This is a genomic window from Bradyrhizobium sp. SRL28 (assembly GCF_018596315.1).
Lineage (GTDB): Bacteria > Pseudomonadota > Alphaproteobacteria > Rhizobiales > Xanthobacteraceae > Bradyrhizobium.
Genome location: NZ_JAHEAG010000005.1, coordinates 53,695 through 70,254, shown reverse-complemented (window position 1 = coordinate 70,254; position 16,560 = coordinate 53,695). Strand labels below are relative to the sequence as shown.

The window sequence follows — 16,560 nt, the reverse complement described above, 5'->3', positions numbered from 1 at the left end:
TCTGTCCGATAGCGTTGCCCTGTGAACGCGATGGCCAGGCGGTGCCCTCAAGGCGTCGTCGGCCACATGAATCGCGAACGGGGATTCGGGGAAGTGGCTGATATTGCCGACACATCGACGGTTCGTCGTGCATCGAACAAGGATGCGAACGCACATGCGCCAGGCGCCGGCGGGGCGCTGACGCCGCTCGCCGGCATTTCCGCGACCCAATGGCGCGCGCTGTCCGAACGCGCCGCTGAGCCGAACGGTTACTACCTGCCCGAATGGGAATTGGCGGTGAACGCTTCGGCGCGGGGCCGCGGCGACACCGACGCGCTAGACGCGTGGCGCGATACACCCACCTTGATCGGCCTGGTGCCCGCGATCTCGATGTGGCGCGCCTACAAAATTCCGCTGCCCGCTTTGGTCAGCGCCGATCCCTACGGCACGCTTTGCACGCCGCTGCTCGACCGCGACATGGCGGAGGAAGCCGTCACGGGCATTCTGCACCGAGCCCGGCAAGCCGGCGCGCATGCACTGATCTTCCGCGCCACCTCGCTCGATGGCGCAGCGATGAAGGCCTTTACCGACGTGCTGCATCGCAGCCGCATTGAGCCCGTGGTGCTGCAATCGCATGTCCGCGCCTGCCTTGACGCAACCGGTGACGCTGATGAAGTGCTGCGCGAGGCGCTGGGCGCGAAGAAACTGAAAGAACTGCGCCGTCAGCGCAATCGCCTCGCCGAACACGGTGCTGTCAACTTCGACGTGGCGCGGACGCCTGTCGAAATGACCGCCGCCGTCGAAACATTCCTGACGCTGGAGGCCAGCGGCTGGAAGGGCCAGCGCGGCACCGCGCTCAGCCAGGACGACGGCGATGCGGCCTTCGTCCGCCGCGCCACGTCAGCGCTGGCCGAGACAGGCCAATGCGAGATCGTGACCCTGCGGGCCGGCGAAACGCCGGTGGCAGCCGCCATCGTGCTGCGCCATCAGGACCGCGCCTTCTACTTCAAGCTCGGCGTCGACGAGCGCTTTGCAAAATTTTCGCCGGGCGTGCAGCTGACGCTGGAACTGACCCGGCATCTCTGCGCGGATCCGGCCATTCGCCTGGTCGATTCCACCGCCGCCCCCGGCCATCCCATGATCGACCCGATCTGGCGCGGACGCCTTGCGATCGGCGACGTCCTGATCCCGCTGCGACGGGGCGATCCGGTCGTGTCGCTGATCCGCGCCGCGCTCGGCATGCGCCGCGCGATCCGCGAGCCGGTCCGCCGCATCGTTCATTTCATCCGAGCACGGCAGGAGAAATCCTAGATGAATACCCTCACCGCCATCGCCCCCGTCATTACGGCCGATCATGACGCGCTTCGCCGCGACTTCCCGCTCAAGCCGTTTGCGATCCATCACAAGCTCGCCGGCCATCCGCTGCTGACGCTGCCGCGCATCGCGCAGCTCGCCTCTGAATTGCCGCGAGACCTGATCGAGTACAATTCCGGCAAGGTCGCGATCAGCCAGGATCCGGACGCTATCCCCTCCATCGACCTCGATCCGGTCGAAGTGGTGAAGAGCATCGAAACCGCCGGCGCCTGGATGGTGCTCAAGCGCGTGGAGAATTCGCCTGAGTATCGCCGCCTGCTCGAGGATACACTGCTGTCGGTCGCCCGCGCGCGCGGCTTCAACAGCCTGCTGGACGCAGGCTTCGAACAGGTCGAGGGTTTCCTGTTCGTGTCCTCGCCGAACTCGACCACGCCGTTCCATCTCGACAGCGAGGACAATTTTTTCGTCCACATCCACGGCGAAAAATTCTTCACGATTTTCGACAACACCGACCGCACGATCGTCCCTGACGACGAGATCGAGCGCTCGATGACCAAGCATCGCAACCTGAAATATGACGAGAGCTTCGCGCCGCGGGCTACGGAATTCCATCTGTTCGCGGGCGAAGGCTGCTACGTGCCGTATCAATGGCCGCACTGGGTGCGCACCGCAGGATCGTTCTCGATCTCGATGGCGATCACCTGGAAGACGCGCGAAGTGCGGCGGCTGAACGATTTGCACTTCTTCAATTCGATGCTGCGCGGCATCGGCCTGCCGCAGCAGCCTCCCGGCAAACAGCCGGCACGCGATGCGCTGAAGCTCGCATTCTATCGCACGGTAACGACGGCCATCAAGCCGCTGCGCGCCTCCATGGCGATGCGCCGCGTGCTGCGGCGGATCGCGCTCGGCAAGCGGGCGAATTATTATCTGAAGGACGCGTAGCCGCAGCAGCGTAGCCCGGGTGGAGCGAAACGTAACCCGGGGCCGGTGCACCTAGATGCGGTAACCCCGGATTGCGCTTCGCTCCAGGCAATCGAAATCCAGACAAGCACATCGTCTCGGTTCATCAGCGGCCTCCGCCGGTGACCCATCTACCTGATCGGTCTGCACCACTCACGTATTGATCTGTGTCAATCTCCTCTCGTTTCCTCCCGATGGAATGATTTCGCGTCCAGGAGCGGACGCAGAGAGTGGGCGGCTCCGGCGCAATCCTGCCCAGATTCGCCTGCGAGGGAGGAGATCTCCATGGCTGATCACCCCACCATTTCGAATGAATCCGACTTGGCATCGCCGGCCCTGCCGACGAGCACCGCGGTCACTCGCCGCTCGCTGCTCGGCGGAGCCAGCATTGCGGTTGGCGCCGCCGTGCTTGCGTCTCCGTCGAGCATGCCGGGAATCGCCCCGGCCGCGGCGCAGCCTGTCAGCGCGGACTCGCGACCGCTCGACGCGGCATTCAAGCGCCGCGCCTTCGAAGTCCGAGAAGTCTGCGCGAGCAACAACGAGAAAATTCCCATCGCACCCCACCCGACGAATGGCGATGAGGCGCGCTACACCAACAAGATCGGTTCCGATTCACGGGGCCTGCCGCACGACAAACGCGGCGAAGTGGAACAAGCGGCATGGCAGGCGCTCTATACGGCTTGCCAGTCGGGCGATCCCGCTGATTTCGAGAAAATCCCGCTCGGCGGCACTCGCAAACTGGTCAATCCCGTAGGCTCACAGGCCGTCAGCCTGAGCGGCATAAACCCTACTCAGATTGGGATACCGCCGGCACCGGCCCTTGCAAGTGCGGAGCGCGGCGGCGAGGCGGTCGAGGTATATTGGCAATCCCTGCTTCGTGATGTTCCGCTTACCGAGTTGCGCGACGACACCTCCAATCGCGACGTGCTCGCAGCAACCGAGGAAATCAACAAGCTTGCCGATTTCCGGGGGCCGAAGTCTGGTGGGCGGGTCACACCCGGTACGCTGTTCCGAGCCAATGCGCTTTATTTCGACCCAGCTGACCTGAAGGGCCGCTCGGTCACGCCTCCAGGCGTTTTGGACGGCCCGCTGATCTCGCAATTCCTGCTCCGGGACGTGCCCTATGCCGCACAGTGGATCAGCGCTCAAATTCGCACCCCGTTGCCCACCAGCGAATTCCTGACCGAATACGAGGAGTGGCTGGCGATCCAGAACGGCGTTGCAGCGAAACGCAGGCTGCAGTTCGACTCGACACCGCGATACATAACGACAGGGAGAGATCTCGCGGAGTATGTCCGCACGCCTCCTGCATTTGCGTGGGCGGCAGCACTGCTCCTTGCAACCCCCGGCGGTGGGACGGACCAACGCTACTCCGGGATCTATCCACCGACAGAGCCCGCGTCCTACCCATCGAACCCGTATCGGAAATCGAAAACCCAAGGCCCCGGGGCTGCCACCTTCGGGTTCCCCTATGTGCAGGCACTGCTCGCCACGGGGATCAATAACTCCGCCCGCGCGTCCTACTGGCAGAAGTATTTCGTGCACCGGGCTGTGCGACCGGAGGCCTACGGCGGTCTGGCGCACCATCGCTTCGCCAACGGCGTGAGCGACTATCCGTTGCATGATAACTTCCTGAAATCGGAAGCCCTCGATCGCAGTAAAGCCAAATACGGCACCTATCTTTTGTCCCAAACCTATCCGGACGCTGCGCCCTTCCACTCAACCTATCCCGGCGGTGCCACAAGCGTTGGTGCCGTCGCCGCTACCCTATTGAAGGCGTTTTTCGACGAGAGCCGCGTCATCGCCAACCCGGTACAGCCGGATCCGGCTGACCCGACGAAGCTCGTGCCCTACAACGGCCCGCCGCTCACGGTTGGTGGAGAGTTGAACAAGCTCGCGGTGAATTTTGGTTTCGGACGGAATTGGGCGGGCATCCATTGGCGTTCCGACGCTTCCGCCTCAATGGCGCTCGGCGAGGAAGTGGCTATCGGCATGCTGCGGGACGAGCGCACGACCCTCCGCGAACCCTTCGAAGGGTTCTCCTTCACGCGCTTCGACGGCAGCCGCGTGACAATCTGACTGCAGCCGGCGCCGCCCGTGCCGTGAGGCGCTGGCGGCACGGGTGCCGCGCCGGCGGCGTGACTTGAACAGGTGCAGATGCCGCGGGGTTATCTGCACCGCTCCATCCGGGCTACTTGGACGACTTACTGCAGCGGCGAATGCGGCGCCGGCAGCATGATGGTCGAGTGCATTTCCTCGAGAAAGCCCGGGCCCTTGCCGAGGAATTCCTGCCAGGCCGGGTCCTTCATCGCGTTGCCGCGCGCTTCGGCGCGGGCGTTGAGGCTAGGATAGGCCCAGATGTGGCAGGCCTCGTTCGGCTGTCCCGCTTCGGTCGTCCAGAGGCCGACGATCTTTGAATATTTCTCGCGCTCGGGCAGCACCGCGGTGAACGCATCGAGCCACTGCTTCAGGCCACCGGCAGGCTTGCCCCGGTAGTTGCGGAGTTCATAGACATTGCCAGCCGAGGCCGGCGCAACCGGCGGCCGCACCGCGTTCATCAGGCGGACGTCCTGACGGACCAGCAACGGACGGATGAGTGGAACATACTCGCCGGTCCAGCGCGGATTCTTCGCCAGTTCGGCCCGCATCCGCGTGCGCTCGTCGAAGCTGTTGTAGCTCCACATATGCAGGACCTGATTGAGCGGGCCGATCTCGGTCGACCAATAGCCTTCGAGCTTGCCGTAATCGTCCTTGCGGATGTCACGCGACACCGTGCTCGCGGCCTTGATCATGTCGCCGAGCGTGCCGGGCTTTACGGTGTAGGTTCGCAGTTCGTAGATCATGATGTTTCCCCAAGGTTTTGATTGTTGATTCTGCTGGGGCGACTCACATCAAACGCTACTGCGCTCGCGGAGAGAAGCCCCTCACCCCAACCCTCTAAGAGCGAGCTTCCGCTCGTCTCGACCCCGCAAGAGCGGGGCGAGGGAGAAGAACGCGGCTACTCCGCCGCCTGTGCGTTGATCTCGCCGGACACCTGACGAATGGCGCGGGCGAGTTGATCGGCGGGCTGGGCGCCGGAGACGGCGTATTTCTGCGCGAACACGAATGTCGGCACGCCCGAGATACCCTTCTCGGAGGCTTCCTGCGCTTGTCCCGAAATCAGCGCCACGTCTTCATCCGTCGCAAGGCGCTTGCGCACGTCGTCGGCGTCGAGGCCAATATCGGCGGCCGCCTGCACCAGCACGTTGACGTCGGTCAGGTCGCCGCCGTCGCGGAAATACAACTCCATCAGGCGTTGCTTCATCTCGGCCGATTTGCCTTGCGCATCGGCCCAGTGGATCAGGCGGTGGCAATCGATGGTGTTGGGCTGACGCTTCACGAGCTCGGGGCGGTAGGTCAGCCCCTCCTCGCCCGCAGCCGCCACGACGCGGCCGGCGATGCCCTTGTAGGCTTCGACCGAACCGAATTTTGCGGTGAGATATTCGTCGCGGCTGATGCCCTCGCGCGGCACCCAGGAATTGAGGAAGAACGGCCGCCAGCGCACTTCGACCGGAACATCCGGCACCAGCGCCAGCGCGTTCTCGATCCGGCGTTTGCCGATGTAGCACCACGGGCAGACCACGTCGGAGACGATGTCGATCTTGAGGGGCTTTAAGGTGCTCATCGGGGTCTCCTCGCAGAATGATGCCCGGAAGGTAGTCCGATCGGGCAAGGAGACAAGGGCAATGGCCGCATGTCTCGTATCACTTCACCTCCGCGGTTATTGTGGCGGGCGGCCGGCCTTTCTAGAACTCCGCGCATCGATTTGAACCGCGGAGCCCTGCAATGACCGCCATTTTCAGGCCGGAAGGCCCCCTGTTTCGCGCCACGGAGCATTCCGGCGGGCCCTGGTCGCCCGATATGCTGCAGGGCAGCGCGACCACGGCGCTGATGACGCGCGAGGTCGAGCGGCTCGCCGATGCTTCCGGTTTTGCGGTCCGCCGCCTCACCTTCGATCTGTGGCGGCCGGCCGGGTTGCGCGCCTTTGGCGTTGAAACCGAGATGCTGCGCGACGGCCGCAAGGCCAAGACCATACAGGTGCGCCTCACGGACGGCGACGTCGAGATCGGCCGCTGCACGGCGCTGCTGACCGCGCAAGGCGGCGAATCCCCGGCCGATCCCTTTTCGAAAGCCACCGACAGCGATGCCGCGCCGGAAACAGGCTCACCACCACCGGCCTTCGCACAAAAGTGGAGCCGCTATTTCCAGAACGTATCGGTGCGGTTGATCGAGGGCGCGCTGGAGAAGCCGGGTCCCGCGGCGGCGTGGATGCGGCTCGACGTGCCGATGGTCGAGGGCGAGGCCAACACGCCGCTGTTGCAAGCGGTGCAGGCGGCGGATTTTGCCAGCGGCGTCGGCCAGATCGTCGACATGCGCGAATGGACCTTCATCAATCCCGAGATCAGCCTGTATTTCTTCCGCCCGCCGGAGGGCGACTGGATTTTGATCCGCTCGCGCACGCGTGCCGGAGCCAATGGCGCCGGGCTGACCATGGCAAGCCTGAGCGACCGCAAGGGCGCGTTCGCCGAAGTGCTGCAGGCCATGACCTTCGAGCGGCGCGAGGCGCAGGCTCAGGCGTCCTGAGCCGCGAACGCGGTGAGAACCGCCTCGGAGGCGGCGTCCGCCGGCATGAACATTTCCACCCGCAACTCCTGCAGCGTGACGTCCTGCGGCGTTCCCAGCGTCAGCACCGCGCCGATCAGGCCGATGCTGACGTCGCCCTTCTTCAGCCGCACCTCGCATAGCGGCCCCGGCGCGTCGGTCTCGTTGAACTGGGGAGCTGCGACATCAGGCAGCTTCAATAGTTCGCGCCATGTCGATTGCAGGGCCAGATCGAGCGGTGCGGCCATTGCCTCGTGACGGGCGCGCGCCAAGAGCGCGGCGGCGACGTCCGGCCAATCCACGACGAAGGGACGCAACTCGTCGGGCGCCAGAAACATCCGCATGTGATTGAGCGGCCGCGCCATCCGCTCAGGTCCGAGCAACATCGTCATCAGCCGCAGGGCTGAGCGATTGGCCTGCATCACGTTCCAGCGCCGGTCGGTGACGATGGCCGGAAACGGCTCGTGCCGTCGCAGCAACAGATCGATGGCGCGCTTGGCGTCGGCGATTTCGGGCGCGGAGAGATCGCGCTCGCCATATTGCCGGGCGAATCCGCCCGCCTCCAGGAGCGCGTTGCGGTCGCGCAGCGACAGACCGAGCGCGGACGCCAGTTGCAGCAGGATGTCGCGGCTGCCCGCGGCCTTGCCGGTCTCGACATAGCTTAGATGCTTGATCGAGATGCCGGCCTCGAACGCCAGATCGGCCTGGCTCATGGCGCGGCGGTTGCGCCAGCCGCGCAGGAGGTCGCCGACGGAATTGACGGGTAGCGGCGCATGTTGGCGCGAGTCCATGCGGCGATTATGCGAAGGGCGTGGCTCGCTGTAAACTGCGGCCATGTAGGATGGGTGGAGCGATACCCATCAGCTTCGTAAACCGGGATTGATGGGTATCGCTTCGCTCCACCCATCCTACGTATCACGCCAGCTTCGCCGCCATCTGCCGCATCCGCTCGGCGGTCAGGTCGTCGGCGGGAAAGAAGGTTTCCAGCGCTAGTTCCTGCAGCGTGATGTCGACCGGTGTGCCGAACACCATGGTGGTGGAGATGAAGCTCAGCACCTCGCCGCCCGCGCTCCGCAGCTTGAAGGGGATCGCGACATTGTCGGCCGAGACCGGGCCCGAACGCGCCGGCATCCGATAGGCTTTCAGTTCCTGATACAGCTTGAGCAGTTCGGGATCGGCCGTCGCTTCGCACTGCCGGTGCAACCGCTCCAAAAGATGCGCGCTCCATTCGGCGAGGTTGACCGTGCGCGGCGCCAGTCCCTCGGGGTGAAAGGCCAGCCGCAGGATATTCAGCGGCTGCCCGAGCAGCCGCGCCGGAATACCCTCGAGCAGCGGCGCCACCATGCGGTTGGCCGTCACCAGATTCCAGTGCCGGTCGTAGGCCAGCGCAGGATTCGGCTCGTGTGCCCTGAGCACGAGGTCGATCGCCTGCCGCGCCGATTTGAGCGCGGGATCGTCGAGCGAGCGCTGAGGAAAGGCCGGGGCAAACCCCGCCGCGACCAGGAGTACATTGCGTTCGCGCAAGGGAACCTCCAATCGCTCGGCGAGCTTCAGCACCATTTCGCGCGACGGCGCGGCGCGGCCTGTTTCCACAAAGCTGAGGTGCCGCGCGGATATTTCGGCATCACCCGCCAGATCGAGCTGGCTTAAGTGGCGGCGCTGGCGCCATTCGCGCAGGTGATCACCGATATGGACGGGCTGGGTTCGTTCGGCTCGCGCCGCGGAAGCATGTGCGTTCATGACGGAAAACCTACCATGCGAATTTCACGCATTCCATTACGTCCGAGGTAATCGAAACGGGTCACCGGCTGGATCATCTTGAGGGCACAGGAGATGACCCATGCTTATGCTTTCCCTCTTCCGCTTTGCGGCCGTCATGATCCGCTGGACGCTCAATCTGGCTACCTGGTTACTGGCGCGTTCCCTGAACATGCCCGAACCCGTGGTGCACGACACCGGCGTTTTCGTGTTCGTGCAGGTGCAAACGATCGAGAACAGGGTTTTCAGAACACTCAGCCCGAAGCGGCTGGTGCGTCAGCTCCGGTCACTGCTGCATCGCTGATCCCTGGCCCCAAGAACCTATCCCCAAGCAAAGGAGAATCGTCATGATCCATCCGTCCACATTCCTGAGCCGCGCCCTCCTCGCCGACGCCATCTTCAGCGGCGTTGCGGCGGTGGCCTTGACGCTGGGCGCCGGCGCGCTCGCGCCGTTCCTCAATCTGCCGGAAGCCTTGTTGCGCGAAACTGGCCTGTTCCTGATCGCCTATACGGCGCTGGTCGGCTGGCTCGCCACGCGGTCATCCGTGATGAAGGCGCTGGTGTTGTTCGTCATCGTGGGCAATGCCGCGTGGACGCTCGGCAGCATCGCGCTGCTGTTCTCCGGCGCGGTGAGCCCGAACCTGCTGGGTCAGGTCTTCATCGTGGCGCAGGCGATTGCGACCGGCGTGTTTGCCGAGCTGCAGTACATCGGGCTGCGCAAGAGCGGTGAGACGGTGGCGGCCTAAGTCTCAGCCGTCATTGCGAGCGAAGCGAAGCAATCCATCTCTCCGCTTGGTGAAGCATGGATTGCTTCGTCGCTTCGCTCCTCGCAATGACGGGGAAAAAGAGCGTCAGCTCAAAACCAGCGCCGCGATTATCCCGGCGAAGGTCAACACAAGCCCAACCACGAGCATCGGCACCAGGCTGCTCCCGGCATACGGGTCGGCCTGCTCCTTGTTAGTGACGACATGTGCACGATGGGCCATTACTTTGCTCCTGCCTGGTTACGCCGAAATCTTTCGCCCTTGCCAAGCATGACGCCGTGGGTGCCGGCGATGCCGAGTTCGAGGCTGGACGCGATCCGCCGCGCCCGTTCCACGAAATGCGCTTCCGCCTCGGGCGGGCAGATCTCGCGTGCGGTTTGCTCGAACAGTTCGAGCCAGCGGTCGAAATGCCCGGCATCGACCGGCAGCGGGAGATGCTTGGCCATCGGGGTGCCGTGGTAGCGCCCCGTCATCAGCGCGACCGATGACCAGAACGCGCACATCTGCGCCAGATGCGGTTCCCAATCCCTGATGCGGGCCTCGAAGATCGGCCCCAGCACCGCGTCGGCGCGCACCTTGGCGTAGAAGCCGTGCACCAGGCGCTCGATCATCGCCTCGTCGATGCCCGTCCGCTCCATGATTTCGGCCGTCAACCGCTCACGCCGCTCCGGCCCTGCCACGATCGCTTCCATTTCCTGCGCCTGCCCTTAAATAGGTATTTCAAATACCTATTTAGACGGCTATAGATGTTTTGCAAGCAGATATTTTGAAAGAGCTCCCATGCGCCTGACGTCGTTTACGGATTTTGCCTTGCGCGCCCTGATGCGGCTGGCGGGCGAGCCCGGTCGTTCTTTCGCAACCAACGAGATCGCGGCCGAGTTCGGCATTTCCCGCAACCATCTGGCCAAGGTGGTGCGCGACCTCGCCGATAGCGGTTTCATCTCGACCCAGCGCGGCGTCGGCGGCGGCTTCACACTGGCTCGCCCCGCCCAATCGATCACCATCGGCGAAGTGGTGCGTGCGCTGGAAGGGCCACCGCTGGTCGAATGTTTTCGCGAGGATGGCGGCAGTTGCGTGCTGCAGCCGCGCTGCCGACTCAAGGCAAAGCTCGCCGCCGCCCGCGAAGCCTTCATGCGGGAGCTCGACTCCACGACGCTGGCGGAATGCGCCTATCCCGCGACGACCAGGCGGAGCCCGGCGCTTGTGTGAGCGCCGCAAGAAACCATCGCAAAGCTCAGGTGCAACGCATGAAACCAATCGAATTCGAAAATGGCGCTGTCCAGATCGACGCGGCCATCGTCGCCGAGGGGCTTGGCCTCGCCCTACCCTTGCTCCAGCAGGAAATGCGCGCGGGGAAGATCACGAGTTTCGCCGAGCGCGGGATCGATGCGGATAGCGGCCGGCATCGCCTGACCTTCTTCTCCGAACACCGGCGGTTTCGAGTCGTGATCGACGAAACAGGCGCGATCGTTCAGCGCTCGGCGGTAAACTTCGGGGACTCGTCGTTGCCGAACTCGGTGCGCAAGCCCCGCGGATGAGCCTTCAGATAGCGGCGGCCTGAGCCTCAAGGGAGATAGCGACGGGCTGAGCCTGAAGGGCCGGCGCAGGCGGCGCGGAAACCGGCAGCTTCCTGCCAGCCGATTTCTTGCCGGCAACCCTGACGCGGCTATTGCCGTTCAGATGCTTGCCGTTGAGTGACTTGGCATTGAGGGACTTGCGGGCGCGTGACTTGCCATTCAGGGACTTGCCAGTCAGAGACTTGCCATTGAGCGAATGGCTGCTCAGCTTGAGCTTCTTCTTCGACTTCCGCTCGGCTTTTTCCTTCAGCTTCGCCCGTTCCTTCGCTTTTTCCTTGGCGAGCTTTTCCGCCTTCTTCAGCGCCTTCCGTTCTGCCCTGGCCTTGAGCCGCGCCTTCTCCGCCCGCGCCTCGGCGCGCTGCTTCTTGCGCTTCTTCTCGCAGGCCGCGCATTTGCAGCCGATCGGCTTCAGATAGGCTTTGAAATAGTCGGTGCCGTAATCGTAATTGATCTCCTCGCCCGGCTCGATGTTCTTGATGGCGCGAATGAAGACCTTGCGCTTGCGGGGTTTGACGTCGGATTCCGCGTTCGGCTTGCAGGCGTGGTTGATATAGCGGGCGATGTTCTTGCGCACCGAGCCGTCGATGGTCCAGCGGTCGTTCAGTTCGAACAGGTACTTGTTCTCGATCGCGTCGTCTTTTTTCTTCTTCGAATCCAGCAGCGGCCCGAAATAGCGGATGATCTTGCTGCCCTTCTTGATCGGCTTGGTGGCGAAGAGGCCAAGTCCGGTAGGGGAACGACCAACGCGATAGGGCTTATTCGAGGGAATGGAGGGCATGACGATTGGATGACTACACGCTCGGGAAAAGAGGAATTACGAAGCCGCTCTTCTAGGACGATTCCGTGGCAAAGTCAGGTATTTCGCGCTCCAACCTTGAACCTTCCCCAGATAGAACACGTCTGAATACCAGAGTTCCCGAAAGCCGCTGGTAGCAGGATGAAAATGGCTCCTTTCTTGCGCACTGCCAGACCCGCGGTCGTGGTGCTGATCTGCGCAGCCGCCAGTCCGGTTTCGTGGGCGAACGCCCAAACATTCAGCAGCAGCTACACGTCGACTGCGCCGAAGGACTGCCGCACCATAGGCAAGCCCAGAGACGTCAGCACGGTGCAGCTGTGCCCCGGCAAATCGGGGCTGGTGGTGCTGATCAGCGAGGACGACTTGCGCCAAACCGTCTCGGTCGGGCCCAACCATGTGGCCGCCGCCAAGGAGCCGGCCGCGGAGACCTGGTTTGCCCCCTTCAATTCCACCGCCAATACCCTCGAATGGCGGGCGGTGGACGGCAGGCCCTTCGCGATTATTCAGCGCTGGCTGATCGCCGACAATAACGACCCCGACAAGACCGGAAACCCGACGTCGAAACCGATGCTGGCCGTGACCCGGCTGCCGCCGGGCCCGGTCTGCCACGTCGCCTATATCGATGGCCAGGCCAACCGCAATGCCAACGAGCTGGCGCGCCAGGCGGCGGACGAATTTGCACGTGATTTCAAGTGCGGGAAGGACGAAGTAAAAGTGGTCGGCGAAAAGGGCGCGGCCGTGAGCCTTGCGAAGCGCTGATGAAGCCGGCTACCCGGCGTGTTTTCGCCGTATTAACGTCAAAGCTTCAAGCTTGAGTGCTTAATCCTTGTCAAATCATGATATTTCACGGCGACGTCACACGGGGCAGCAATGCAAATGAAATTTCTGGCTCTCCTCATCGCCGGCGCGGCCCTCAGCGGCTGCTGCGCCTCCGGCACCGGCTGCTCGACGACAGCGACGGCAGGCGCGCCGATCGCCTGGGACGGGTTGGGAGAACCACCGACGGCAAATGACGCGCCGGGCGAGGAAAAACCGCCAGCCAAGCGAAGAACAGCCCGCAATCGCGAAATCATCCTTGGCCCGCTCAACGACGCCCCGGCTCAATCGAACGCCAAAGCGCGGTATGACGAGTGGACGCGGCAGCCCAACGAAGATGTCGAAGCCGACGCAAGGCTCGCGCGGCAAACCAAGATCTGCAGGGGTTGCTGAGCGGCACGCCACGCGCAACTCACCGCGCAGGTCATCCCGACGCCAACGAACTCCCGTAATGCCGCCGCTCTACGCCGCCGGCGGTCGCGGCACCGTCGAACGCAACATCGCATCCAGGAGCTGGTCGACCCCGGTGCCTTCGGGCAGCCGGTGCAGGATGTCCTTTAGCCTTCCATCGAGCAGCAGTGTGGTGAAGCCATGCACCAGCGACCACGCCCGGGCAATCGCCGCGGCCTGGTCGAGCGATAATGCTTCCAGCGCCTCGCCGGTGAGATTTTCGTTGCGGCCGGCGCCGATCGCGCTTGCCAATCCTGCGAAAGAGGCGGTCGCCGCCTCGTGCAGCGAGGGGCGCGTCATGTCGATCCGCTCGTTGCGGAACATCAGCCCGTACATGCCTGGACTCCCCTGCGCATAGGCGACATAGGCCTTGGCGCGCGCCAGCGCCCTCATCAGCGGGTGGGTTTCGGTCTTGCCTGCCACTACCATCGCCTCATTGAACCTGCGGAATCCGATGGCGGCGAGTTCGCTCAGGAGCCCGGTGAGATCGCCGAAATGATGGGTCGGCGCGGCATGCGACACGCCGGCCTCACGCGCCACTGCCCGCAAGGTCAGGCCCGCCAGCCCGTCGCGTTCCAGCACCCGCTCGGCGGCGGCGAGCAAGGCGTCGTGCAGGTCGCCGTGATGATAGGGAGTTTCGCCTGCCGGACGGCGCCGTCGACTGGCCGGCCTTTCGGTTGCAGCCCTTGCCGGCTTGCGCTTGGCGGCGGGACGGTTCGTTCTGGTTTCACTCGAAGCTCTTGCCATACGAATCCTTATAGTCACAATTTTTACACTGTAAAGATTTTGCTTGACGGCGTGCAGCAACATCCCTACTGATATCTTTACGATGTAAAGATTTAACCGGAGGAAGCGTGAAATGCTCGACCAGGTGAAGACCGAGTTGGCCCGGACCAATCTGGCGCCGATCCCGATGGAATGCGACGCGCCGCATCTCAAGGTGACCGGCGAATTGCCGCGCGAGCTCAACGGCACGCTCTATCGCAACGGCCCCAACCCGCAATTCGATGCCCCCGGCGCGCACTGGTTCGTCGGCGACGGCATGCTGCACGCCTTCCATCTGGAGAATGGCCGCGCCAGCTATCGCAATCGCTGGGTTCGCACCCCGAAATGGCTGGCCGAGCATGACGCCGGCCGCGCCTTGTTCGGCGGCTTCGGCCGCAAGCTGCCGGGTACGCCGGCCTCGGTCACCGACGATGGCGGCGTCGCCAACACCAACATCATCTTCCATGGCGGAAAGCTGCTGGCGCTGGAGGAAGGCCATCTGCCGACCGAGATCGAGCCCGACACCCTCAATCGAACAGGCTATTGCGATTACAACGGCGCCATCAAGGGCCCCTTCACCGCACATCCCAAGATCGATCCTGTCACCGGCGAGATGGTTTTCTTCGGCTATAACGCCGCTGGCCCCCTTACCCCTGCCCTCTCCTTCGGATCGGTCAATGCTTCCGGCGTGGTGACGCGGTTCGATCGTTTCGAATCCCCCTATGCCAGCATGGTGCACGACTTCATCGTGACCGAAAATCATCTGCTGTTTCCGATCCTCCCCATTACCGGCAGCATGGAGCGGGCGATGCGCGGCAAGGCGCCCTATGCCTGGGAGCCCGAGAAAGGCGGCTACGTCGGCGTGATGAAGCGCAACGGCTCGGCAAAAGACATCGTCTGGTTCCGTGCCGAAAGCTGCTACGTCTTCCACGTCATGAATGCGTGGGAGGAAGGCAATCGCATTATCGCCGACGTGATGCAGTTCGAGGAAGCGCCGCTGTTCAACCATCCTGATGGTTCGAAGACGGATCCGGCGAAATCGCGCGCACGCTATTGCCGCTGGACCTTCGACCTCGCGGGCAACACCGACCGTTTCACGCAAACCTATCTCGACGATCTCACCGGCGAATTCCCGCGCATCGACGATCGCCGCGCCGGTTACGCAAACAGCCATGGCTGGTACGCCTGCGCCAATCCCGATCTGCCGATGTTCGGCGCGCTGGCCGGCATTGTCCATGTCGACGGCAAGGGCAAGCGTCTCGGCCATTATCTGCTGCCCGCCGGCGACACGATTTCCGAGCCGGTGTTTGTCGAACGCGGCGCTGACGCCGCCGAGGGCGACGGCTGGCTGCTATCAGCGGTCTGGCGCGCGCAGGAGAATCGCAGCGATCTCGCGGTGTTCAACGCGCAGGATGTCGAATCCGGTCCCGTGGCGCTGGTTCATCTCGGCCATCGCGTGCCGGATGGTTTTCACGGCAATTGGGTCGGCGCGGAGTAAGGCGAAGTTCATCTCTCCGTCATTCCCCGGTGCGCCATTGCGCATCGGGGATGCGACGTTAGGCGCAGGCCCGGAATCACGTCGTAATGAGACGCAGCACTCGGGAGACACCCATGCACCTGCCCTCGATCACGTCAGCCTATCTCGCCATTCTCGCCCTGCTCTACACCGTCCTCGCCGTTCAGGTCGGGCGGCTGCGCATGAGAGACCGGGCGGCGTTCGGCGACAACGGAAGCCTCGCGCTGCGCAGCGCGATCCGCGCGCATGCCAACTTCATCGAATACGTGCCGATCATTACGCTGATGGTTGCGATGCTGGAGATGTCCGGCCTGGGAGCTATCTGGGTCCATCTGTTGATGGGCACGCTGCTGTTGTCGCGGCTGCTGCATCCGCTCGGCATGTACGCCGCGCCCAATACGCTGCAGTTCCGCGTCGGCCGAATGGGCGGCATCACCATCACGTTCGTTTTACTGCTGGCCTGCGCTTTGACGATCCTGTCGCGCGCCTTATAGGCGTGCATGTTTCGACGCAAGCCATTGCTAATAAGCTATTTTTCATCGGCTCATTTTAATTTTGACGCTGTAAAGATTTTTCTTGACGACACCCGCGGCTCCGCCTAGTTTATCTTTACGATGTAAAGATTAGCCCGAGAGGCTGCCATGGCCATCTTCCTGATCCTCGCCCCCTTCGGTTCGTTCGCCCTGCTGATGCTGGTGACCTCAGCCGAGATCAGCCTTTTCGTAGCGGCGGCGATCTGTCTCGCCGTCGTCGGCATTGACCGCTATCGCGGCCGCTCGATCAAGATGCTCGGCGCGGGCTCCGTCGTCCTGTTCAGCGGACTGGGCGCCTACGTCTCGCTTGTCGATCCGCTCCTGAGCAGCTCCGTCGTGAAGCTCGCGATCGATATCGGCGTGCTCGCGATTTCGCTGGTCTCGCTGATCATCCGCAAGCCGTTCATTCTGCAATATGCGCTTGAGGAGGTCGATGCCGAGACGGCTAGGCAGCCCGGCTTTCTGAAGGCGGTTTATCTCATCACCTGGGCCTGGAACGCCGCGTTTGTGCTGATGATGATCGGCAACGTGCTGGCGATCTATGTGCCGGGCTTGCCGCTCTGGTCCAGCCTCGTGATCGCCTTCGCCGCCCGCAACAGTGCCGCTTACTTCACGACATGGTATCCACAATATCGCAAGGCGAAGTATGGTGCGCCGCCAGCGAACGCCCTGCCCGGCACCAACTAAGCCG

21 protein-coding genes are annotated in these 16,560 nt (G+C 63.4%); 13 read left to right on the top strand and 8 right to left on the bottom strand.

Going from position 1 to position 16,560, the window contains the following annotated elements; genetic code table 11:
* The first annotated feature begins 93 nt into the window (after window positions 1–93).
* The 3 genes from KIP88_RS14035 (at window position 94) to KIP88_RS14025 (ending at window position 4,332) form a co-directional block, all read left to right on the top strand.
* Window positions 94–1,290, top strand: a complete 1,197-nt coding sequence (locus tag KIP88_RS14035) for a GNAT family N-acetyltransferase (RefSeq protein ID WP_308163552.1) — start codon at window positions 94–96, stop codon at window positions 1,288–1,290.
* The gene (locus tag KIP88_RS14030; RefSeq protein WP_214488513.1) at window positions 1,291–2,235 is read left to right on the top strand and encodes a cupin-like domain-containing protein; all 945 of its coding nucleotides are present in this window, start codon (window positions 1,291–1,293) and stop codon (window positions 2,233–2,235) included.
* Between the two features lie 303 nt (window positions 2,236–2,538).
* On the top strand, window positions 2,539–4,332 hold the full coding sequence (locus KIP88_RS14025; RefSeq protein WP_214488512.1) for a vanadium-dependent haloperoxidase: 1,794 nt from the start codon (window positions 2,539–2,541) through the stop codon (window positions 4,330–4,332).
* Window positions 4,333–4,457: 125 nt separating this feature from the next.
* Here the strand turns inward: KIP88_RS14025 and KIP88_RS14020 are convergent, their stop codons facing one another.
* The gene (locus tag KIP88_RS14020; protein ID WP_214488511.1) at window positions 4,458–5,096 is read right to left on the bottom strand and encodes an NIPSNAP family protein; all 639 of its coding nucleotides are present in this window, start codon (window positions 5,094–5,096) and stop codon (window positions 4,458–4,460) included.
* Between the two features lie 155 nt (window positions 5,097–5,251).
* Window positions 5,252–5,917, bottom strand: coding sequence for a DsbA family protein (locus KIP88_RS14015; protein ID WP_214488509.1), 666 nt, complete (start codon window positions 5,915–5,917; stop codon window positions 5,252–5,254).
* A 161-nt stretch (window positions 5,918–6,078) separates the two neighbouring features.
* Here KIP88_RS14015 and KIP88_RS14010 point away from each other — a divergent pair, with 161 nt between their 5' ends.
* Window positions 6,079–6,876: a thioesterase family protein gene (locus KIP88_RS14010; protein ID WP_214488508.1), complete on the top strand. Its 798-nt coding sequence runs from the start codon at window positions 6,079–6,081 to the stop codon at window positions 6,874–6,876.
* Here KIP88_RS14010 and KIP88_RS14005 read toward each other — a convergent pair.
* Together KIP88_RS14005 and KIP88_RS14000 are read right to left on the bottom strand one after the other, a co-directional pair.
* Window positions 6,864–7,685, bottom strand: coding sequence for a helix-turn-helix domain-containing protein (locus tag KIP88_RS14005; RefSeq protein ID WP_214488507.1), 822 nt, complete (start codon window positions 7,683–7,685; stop codon window positions 6,864–6,866). The two genes, KIP88_RS14010 and KIP88_RS14005, sit on opposite strands and share 13 nt — an antisense overlap.
* A gap of 124 nt (window positions 7,686–7,809) precedes the next feature.
* A complete protein-coding gene (locus KIP88_RS14000; protein ID WP_214488506.1) occupies window positions 7,810–8,634 on the bottom strand; it encodes a helix-turn-helix domain-containing protein in 825 nt (274 codons plus the stop codon).
* Window positions 8,635–8,734: 100 nt separating this feature from the next.
* Between KIP88_RS14000 and KIP88_RS13995 the strand changes: the two genes are divergently transcribed.
* Window positions 8,735–8,956, top strand: a complete 222-nt coding sequence (locus tag KIP88_RS13995; protein WP_214488505.1) for a hypothetical protein — start codon at window positions 8,735–8,737, stop codon at window positions 8,954–8,956.
* A 43-nt stretch (window positions 8,957–8,999) separates the two neighbouring features.
* Complete coding sequence (locus KIP88_RS13990; protein ID WP_214488504.1) at window positions 9,000–9,398, top strand: hypothetical protein; 399 nt, start codon at window positions 9,000–9,002, stop codon at window positions 9,396–9,398.
* Window positions 9,399–9,503: 105 nt separating this feature from the next.
* Here the strand turns inward: KIP88_RS13990 and KIP88_RS47865 are convergent, their stop codons facing one another.
* Together KIP88_RS47865 and KIP88_RS13985 are read right to left on the bottom strand one after the other, a co-directional pair.
* A complete protein-coding gene (locus tag KIP88_RS47865) occupies window positions 9,504–9,638 on the bottom strand; it encodes a hypothetical protein (protein ID WP_283848512.1) in 135 nt (44 codons plus the stop codon).
* Window positions 9,638–10,108 carry a group III truncated hemoglobin gene (locus KIP88_RS13985; RefSeq protein WP_214488503.1) on the bottom strand — a complete coding sequence of 157 codons (471 nt, stop codon included), beginning with the start codon at window positions 10,106–10,108 and terminating at the stop codon, window positions 9,638–9,640. The genes KIP88_RS47865 and KIP88_RS13985 overlap by 1 nt, the downstream gene beginning before the upstream one ends.
* 88 nt (window positions 10,109–10,196) lie before the next feature.
* Here KIP88_RS13985 and KIP88_RS13980 point away from each other — a divergent pair, with 88 nt between their 5' ends.
* Window positions 10,197–10,625, top strand: a complete 429-nt coding sequence (locus KIP88_RS13980; protein ID WP_214488502.1) for an Rrf2 family transcriptional regulator — start codon at window positions 10,197–10,199, stop codon at window positions 10,623–10,625.
* A complete protein-coding gene (locus tag KIP88_RS13975; protein ID WP_308163550.1) occupies window positions 10,622–10,954 on the top strand; it encodes a DUF6522 family protein in 333 nt (110 codons plus the stop codon). Before KIP88_RS13980 ends, KIP88_RS13975 begins: the two co-directional genes overlap by 4 nt.
* 4 nt (window positions 10,955–10,958) lie before the next feature.
* On the opposite strand, the gene KIP88_RS13970 is transcribed toward KIP88_RS13975, so the two are convergent.
* Window positions 10,959–11,771 (bottom strand): SET domain-containing protein, encoded by an 813-nt coding sequence (locus tag KIP88_RS13970; protein ID WP_214488500.1) that lies wholly within the window; start codon window positions 11,769–11,771, stop codon window positions 10,959–10,961.
* Between the two features lie 159 nt (window positions 11,772–11,930).
* Here KIP88_RS13970 and KIP88_RS13965 point away from each other — a divergent pair, with 159 nt between their 5' ends.
* Complete coding sequence (locus KIP88_RS13965) at window positions 11,931–12,548, top strand: hypothetical protein (RefSeq protein WP_374226463.1); 618 nt, start codon at window positions 11,931–11,933, stop codon at window positions 12,546–12,548.
* Window positions 12,549–12,659: 111 nt separating this feature from the next.
* A complete protein-coding gene (locus tag KIP88_RS13960; protein WP_214488499.1) occupies window positions 12,660–12,998 on the top strand; it encodes a hypothetical protein in 339 nt (112 codons plus the stop codon).
* A gap of 69 nt (window positions 12,999–13,067) precedes the next feature.
* On the opposite strand, the gene KIP88_RS13955 is transcribed toward KIP88_RS13960, so the two are convergent.
* Window positions 13,068–13,802: a TetR/AcrR family transcriptional regulator gene (locus KIP88_RS13955; protein ID WP_214488497.1), complete on the bottom strand. Its 735-nt coding sequence runs from the start codon at window positions 13,800–13,802 to the stop codon at window positions 13,068–13,070.
* 112 nt (window positions 13,803–13,914) lie between these two features.
* Between KIP88_RS13955 and KIP88_RS13950 the strand changes: the two genes are divergently transcribed.
* The 3 genes from KIP88_RS13950 to KIP88_RS13940 all read left to right on the top strand — a co-directional run bounded on the left by KIP88_RS13950 (window position 13,915) and on the right by KIP88_RS13940 (window position 16,556).
* Window positions 13,915–15,318, top strand: a complete 1,404-nt coding sequence (locus KIP88_RS13950; RefSeq protein WP_214488496.1) for a carotenoid oxygenase family protein — start codon at window positions 13,915–13,917, stop codon at window positions 15,316–15,318.
* Between the two features lie 113 nt (window positions 15,319–15,431).
* Window positions 15,432–15,830 (top strand): MAPEG family protein, encoded by a 399-nt coding sequence (locus KIP88_RS13945; RefSeq protein WP_214488495.1) that lies wholly within the window; start codon window positions 15,432–15,434, stop codon window positions 15,828–15,830.
* A gap of 147 nt (window positions 15,831–15,977) precedes the next feature.
* Window positions 15,978–16,556, top strand: a complete 579-nt coding sequence (locus KIP88_RS13940; protein WP_214488493.1) for a hypothetical protein — start codon at window positions 15,978–15,980, stop codon at window positions 16,554–16,556.
* Window positions 16,557–16,560: the final 4 nt, after the last annotated feature.

Excerpts from the sequence above, each read along its gene's own strand:
- KIP88_RS14025 (WP_214488512.1), top strand. The coding sequence starts at position 2,539 with ATGGCTGATCACCCCACCATTTCGAATGAATCCGACTTGGCATCGCCG.
- KIP88_RS14020 (WP_214488511.1), bottom strand. The coding sequence starts at position 5,096 with ATGATCTACGAACTGCGAACCTACACCGTAAAGCCCGGCACGCTCGGC.
- KIP88_RS47865 (WP_283848512.1), bottom strand. The coding sequence starts at position 9,638 with ATGGCCCATCGTGCACATGTCGTCACTAACAAGGAGCAGGCCGACCCG.
- KIP88_RS13970 (WP_214488500.1), bottom strand. The coding sequence starts at position 11,771 with ATGCCCTCCATTCCCTCGAATAAGCCCTATCGCGTTGGTCGTTCCCCT.
- KIP88_RS13955 (WP_214488497.1), bottom strand. The coding sequence starts at position 13,802 with ATGGCAAGAGCTTCGAGTGAAACCAGAACGAACCGTCCCGCCGCCAAG.
- KIP88_RS13940 (WP_214488493.1), top strand. The coding sequence starts at position 15,978 with ATGGCCATCTTCCTGATCCTCGCCCCCTTCGGTTCGTTCGCCCTGCTG.
- KIP88_RS13985 (WP_214488503.1), bottom strand. The coding sequence starts at position 10,108 with ATGGAAGCGATCGTGGCAGGGCCGGAGCGGCGTGAGCGGTTGACGGCC.
- KIP88_RS14005 (WP_214488507.1), bottom strand. The coding sequence starts at position 7,685 with ATGGACTCGCGCCAACATGCGCCGCTACCCGTCAATTCCGTCGGCGAC.
- KIP88_RS13945 (WP_214488495.1), top strand. The coding sequence starts at position 15,432 with ATGCACCTGCCCTCGATCACGTCAGCCTATCTCGCCATTCTCGCCCTG.
- KIP88_RS14000 (WP_214488506.1), bottom strand. The coding sequence starts at position 8,634 with ATGAACGCACATGCTTCCGCGGCGCGAGCCGAACGAACCCAGCCCGTC.
- KIP88_RS13965 (WP_374226463.1), top strand. The coding sequence starts at position 11,931 with ATGAAAATGGCTCCTTTCTTGCGCACTGCCAGACCCGCGGTCGTGGTG.
- KIP88_RS14030 (WP_214488513.1), top strand. The coding sequence starts at position 1,291 with ATGAATACCCTCACCGCCATCGCCCCCGTCATTACGGCCGATCATGAC.
- KIP88_RS13990 (WP_214488504.1), top strand. The coding sequence starts at position 9,000 with ATGATCCATCCGTCCACATTCCTGAGCCGCGCCCTCCTCGCCGACGCC.
- KIP88_RS14010 (WP_214488508.1), top strand. The coding sequence starts at position 6,079 with ATGACCGCCATTTTCAGGCCGGAAGGCCCCCTGTTTCGCGCCACGGAG.
- KIP88_RS13980 (WP_214488502.1), top strand. The coding sequence starts at position 10,197 with ATGCGCCTGACGTCGTTTACGGATTTTGCCTTGCGCGCCCTGATGCGG.
- KIP88_RS14015 (WP_214488509.1), bottom strand. The coding sequence starts at position 5,917 with ATGAGCACCTTAAAGCCCCTCAAGATCGACATCGTCTCCGACGTGGTC.
- KIP88_RS13950 (WP_214488496.1), top strand. The coding sequence starts at position 13,915 with ATGCTCGACCAGGTGAAGACCGAGTTGGCCCGGACCAATCTGGCGCCG.
- KIP88_RS13995 (WP_214488505.1), top strand. The coding sequence starts at position 8,735 with ATGCTTATGCTTTCCCTCTTCCGCTTTGCGGCCGTCATGATCCGCTGG.
- KIP88_RS13960 (WP_214488499.1), top strand. The coding sequence starts at position 12,660 with ATGCAAATGAAATTTCTGGCTCTCCTCATCGCCGGCGCGGCCCTCAGC.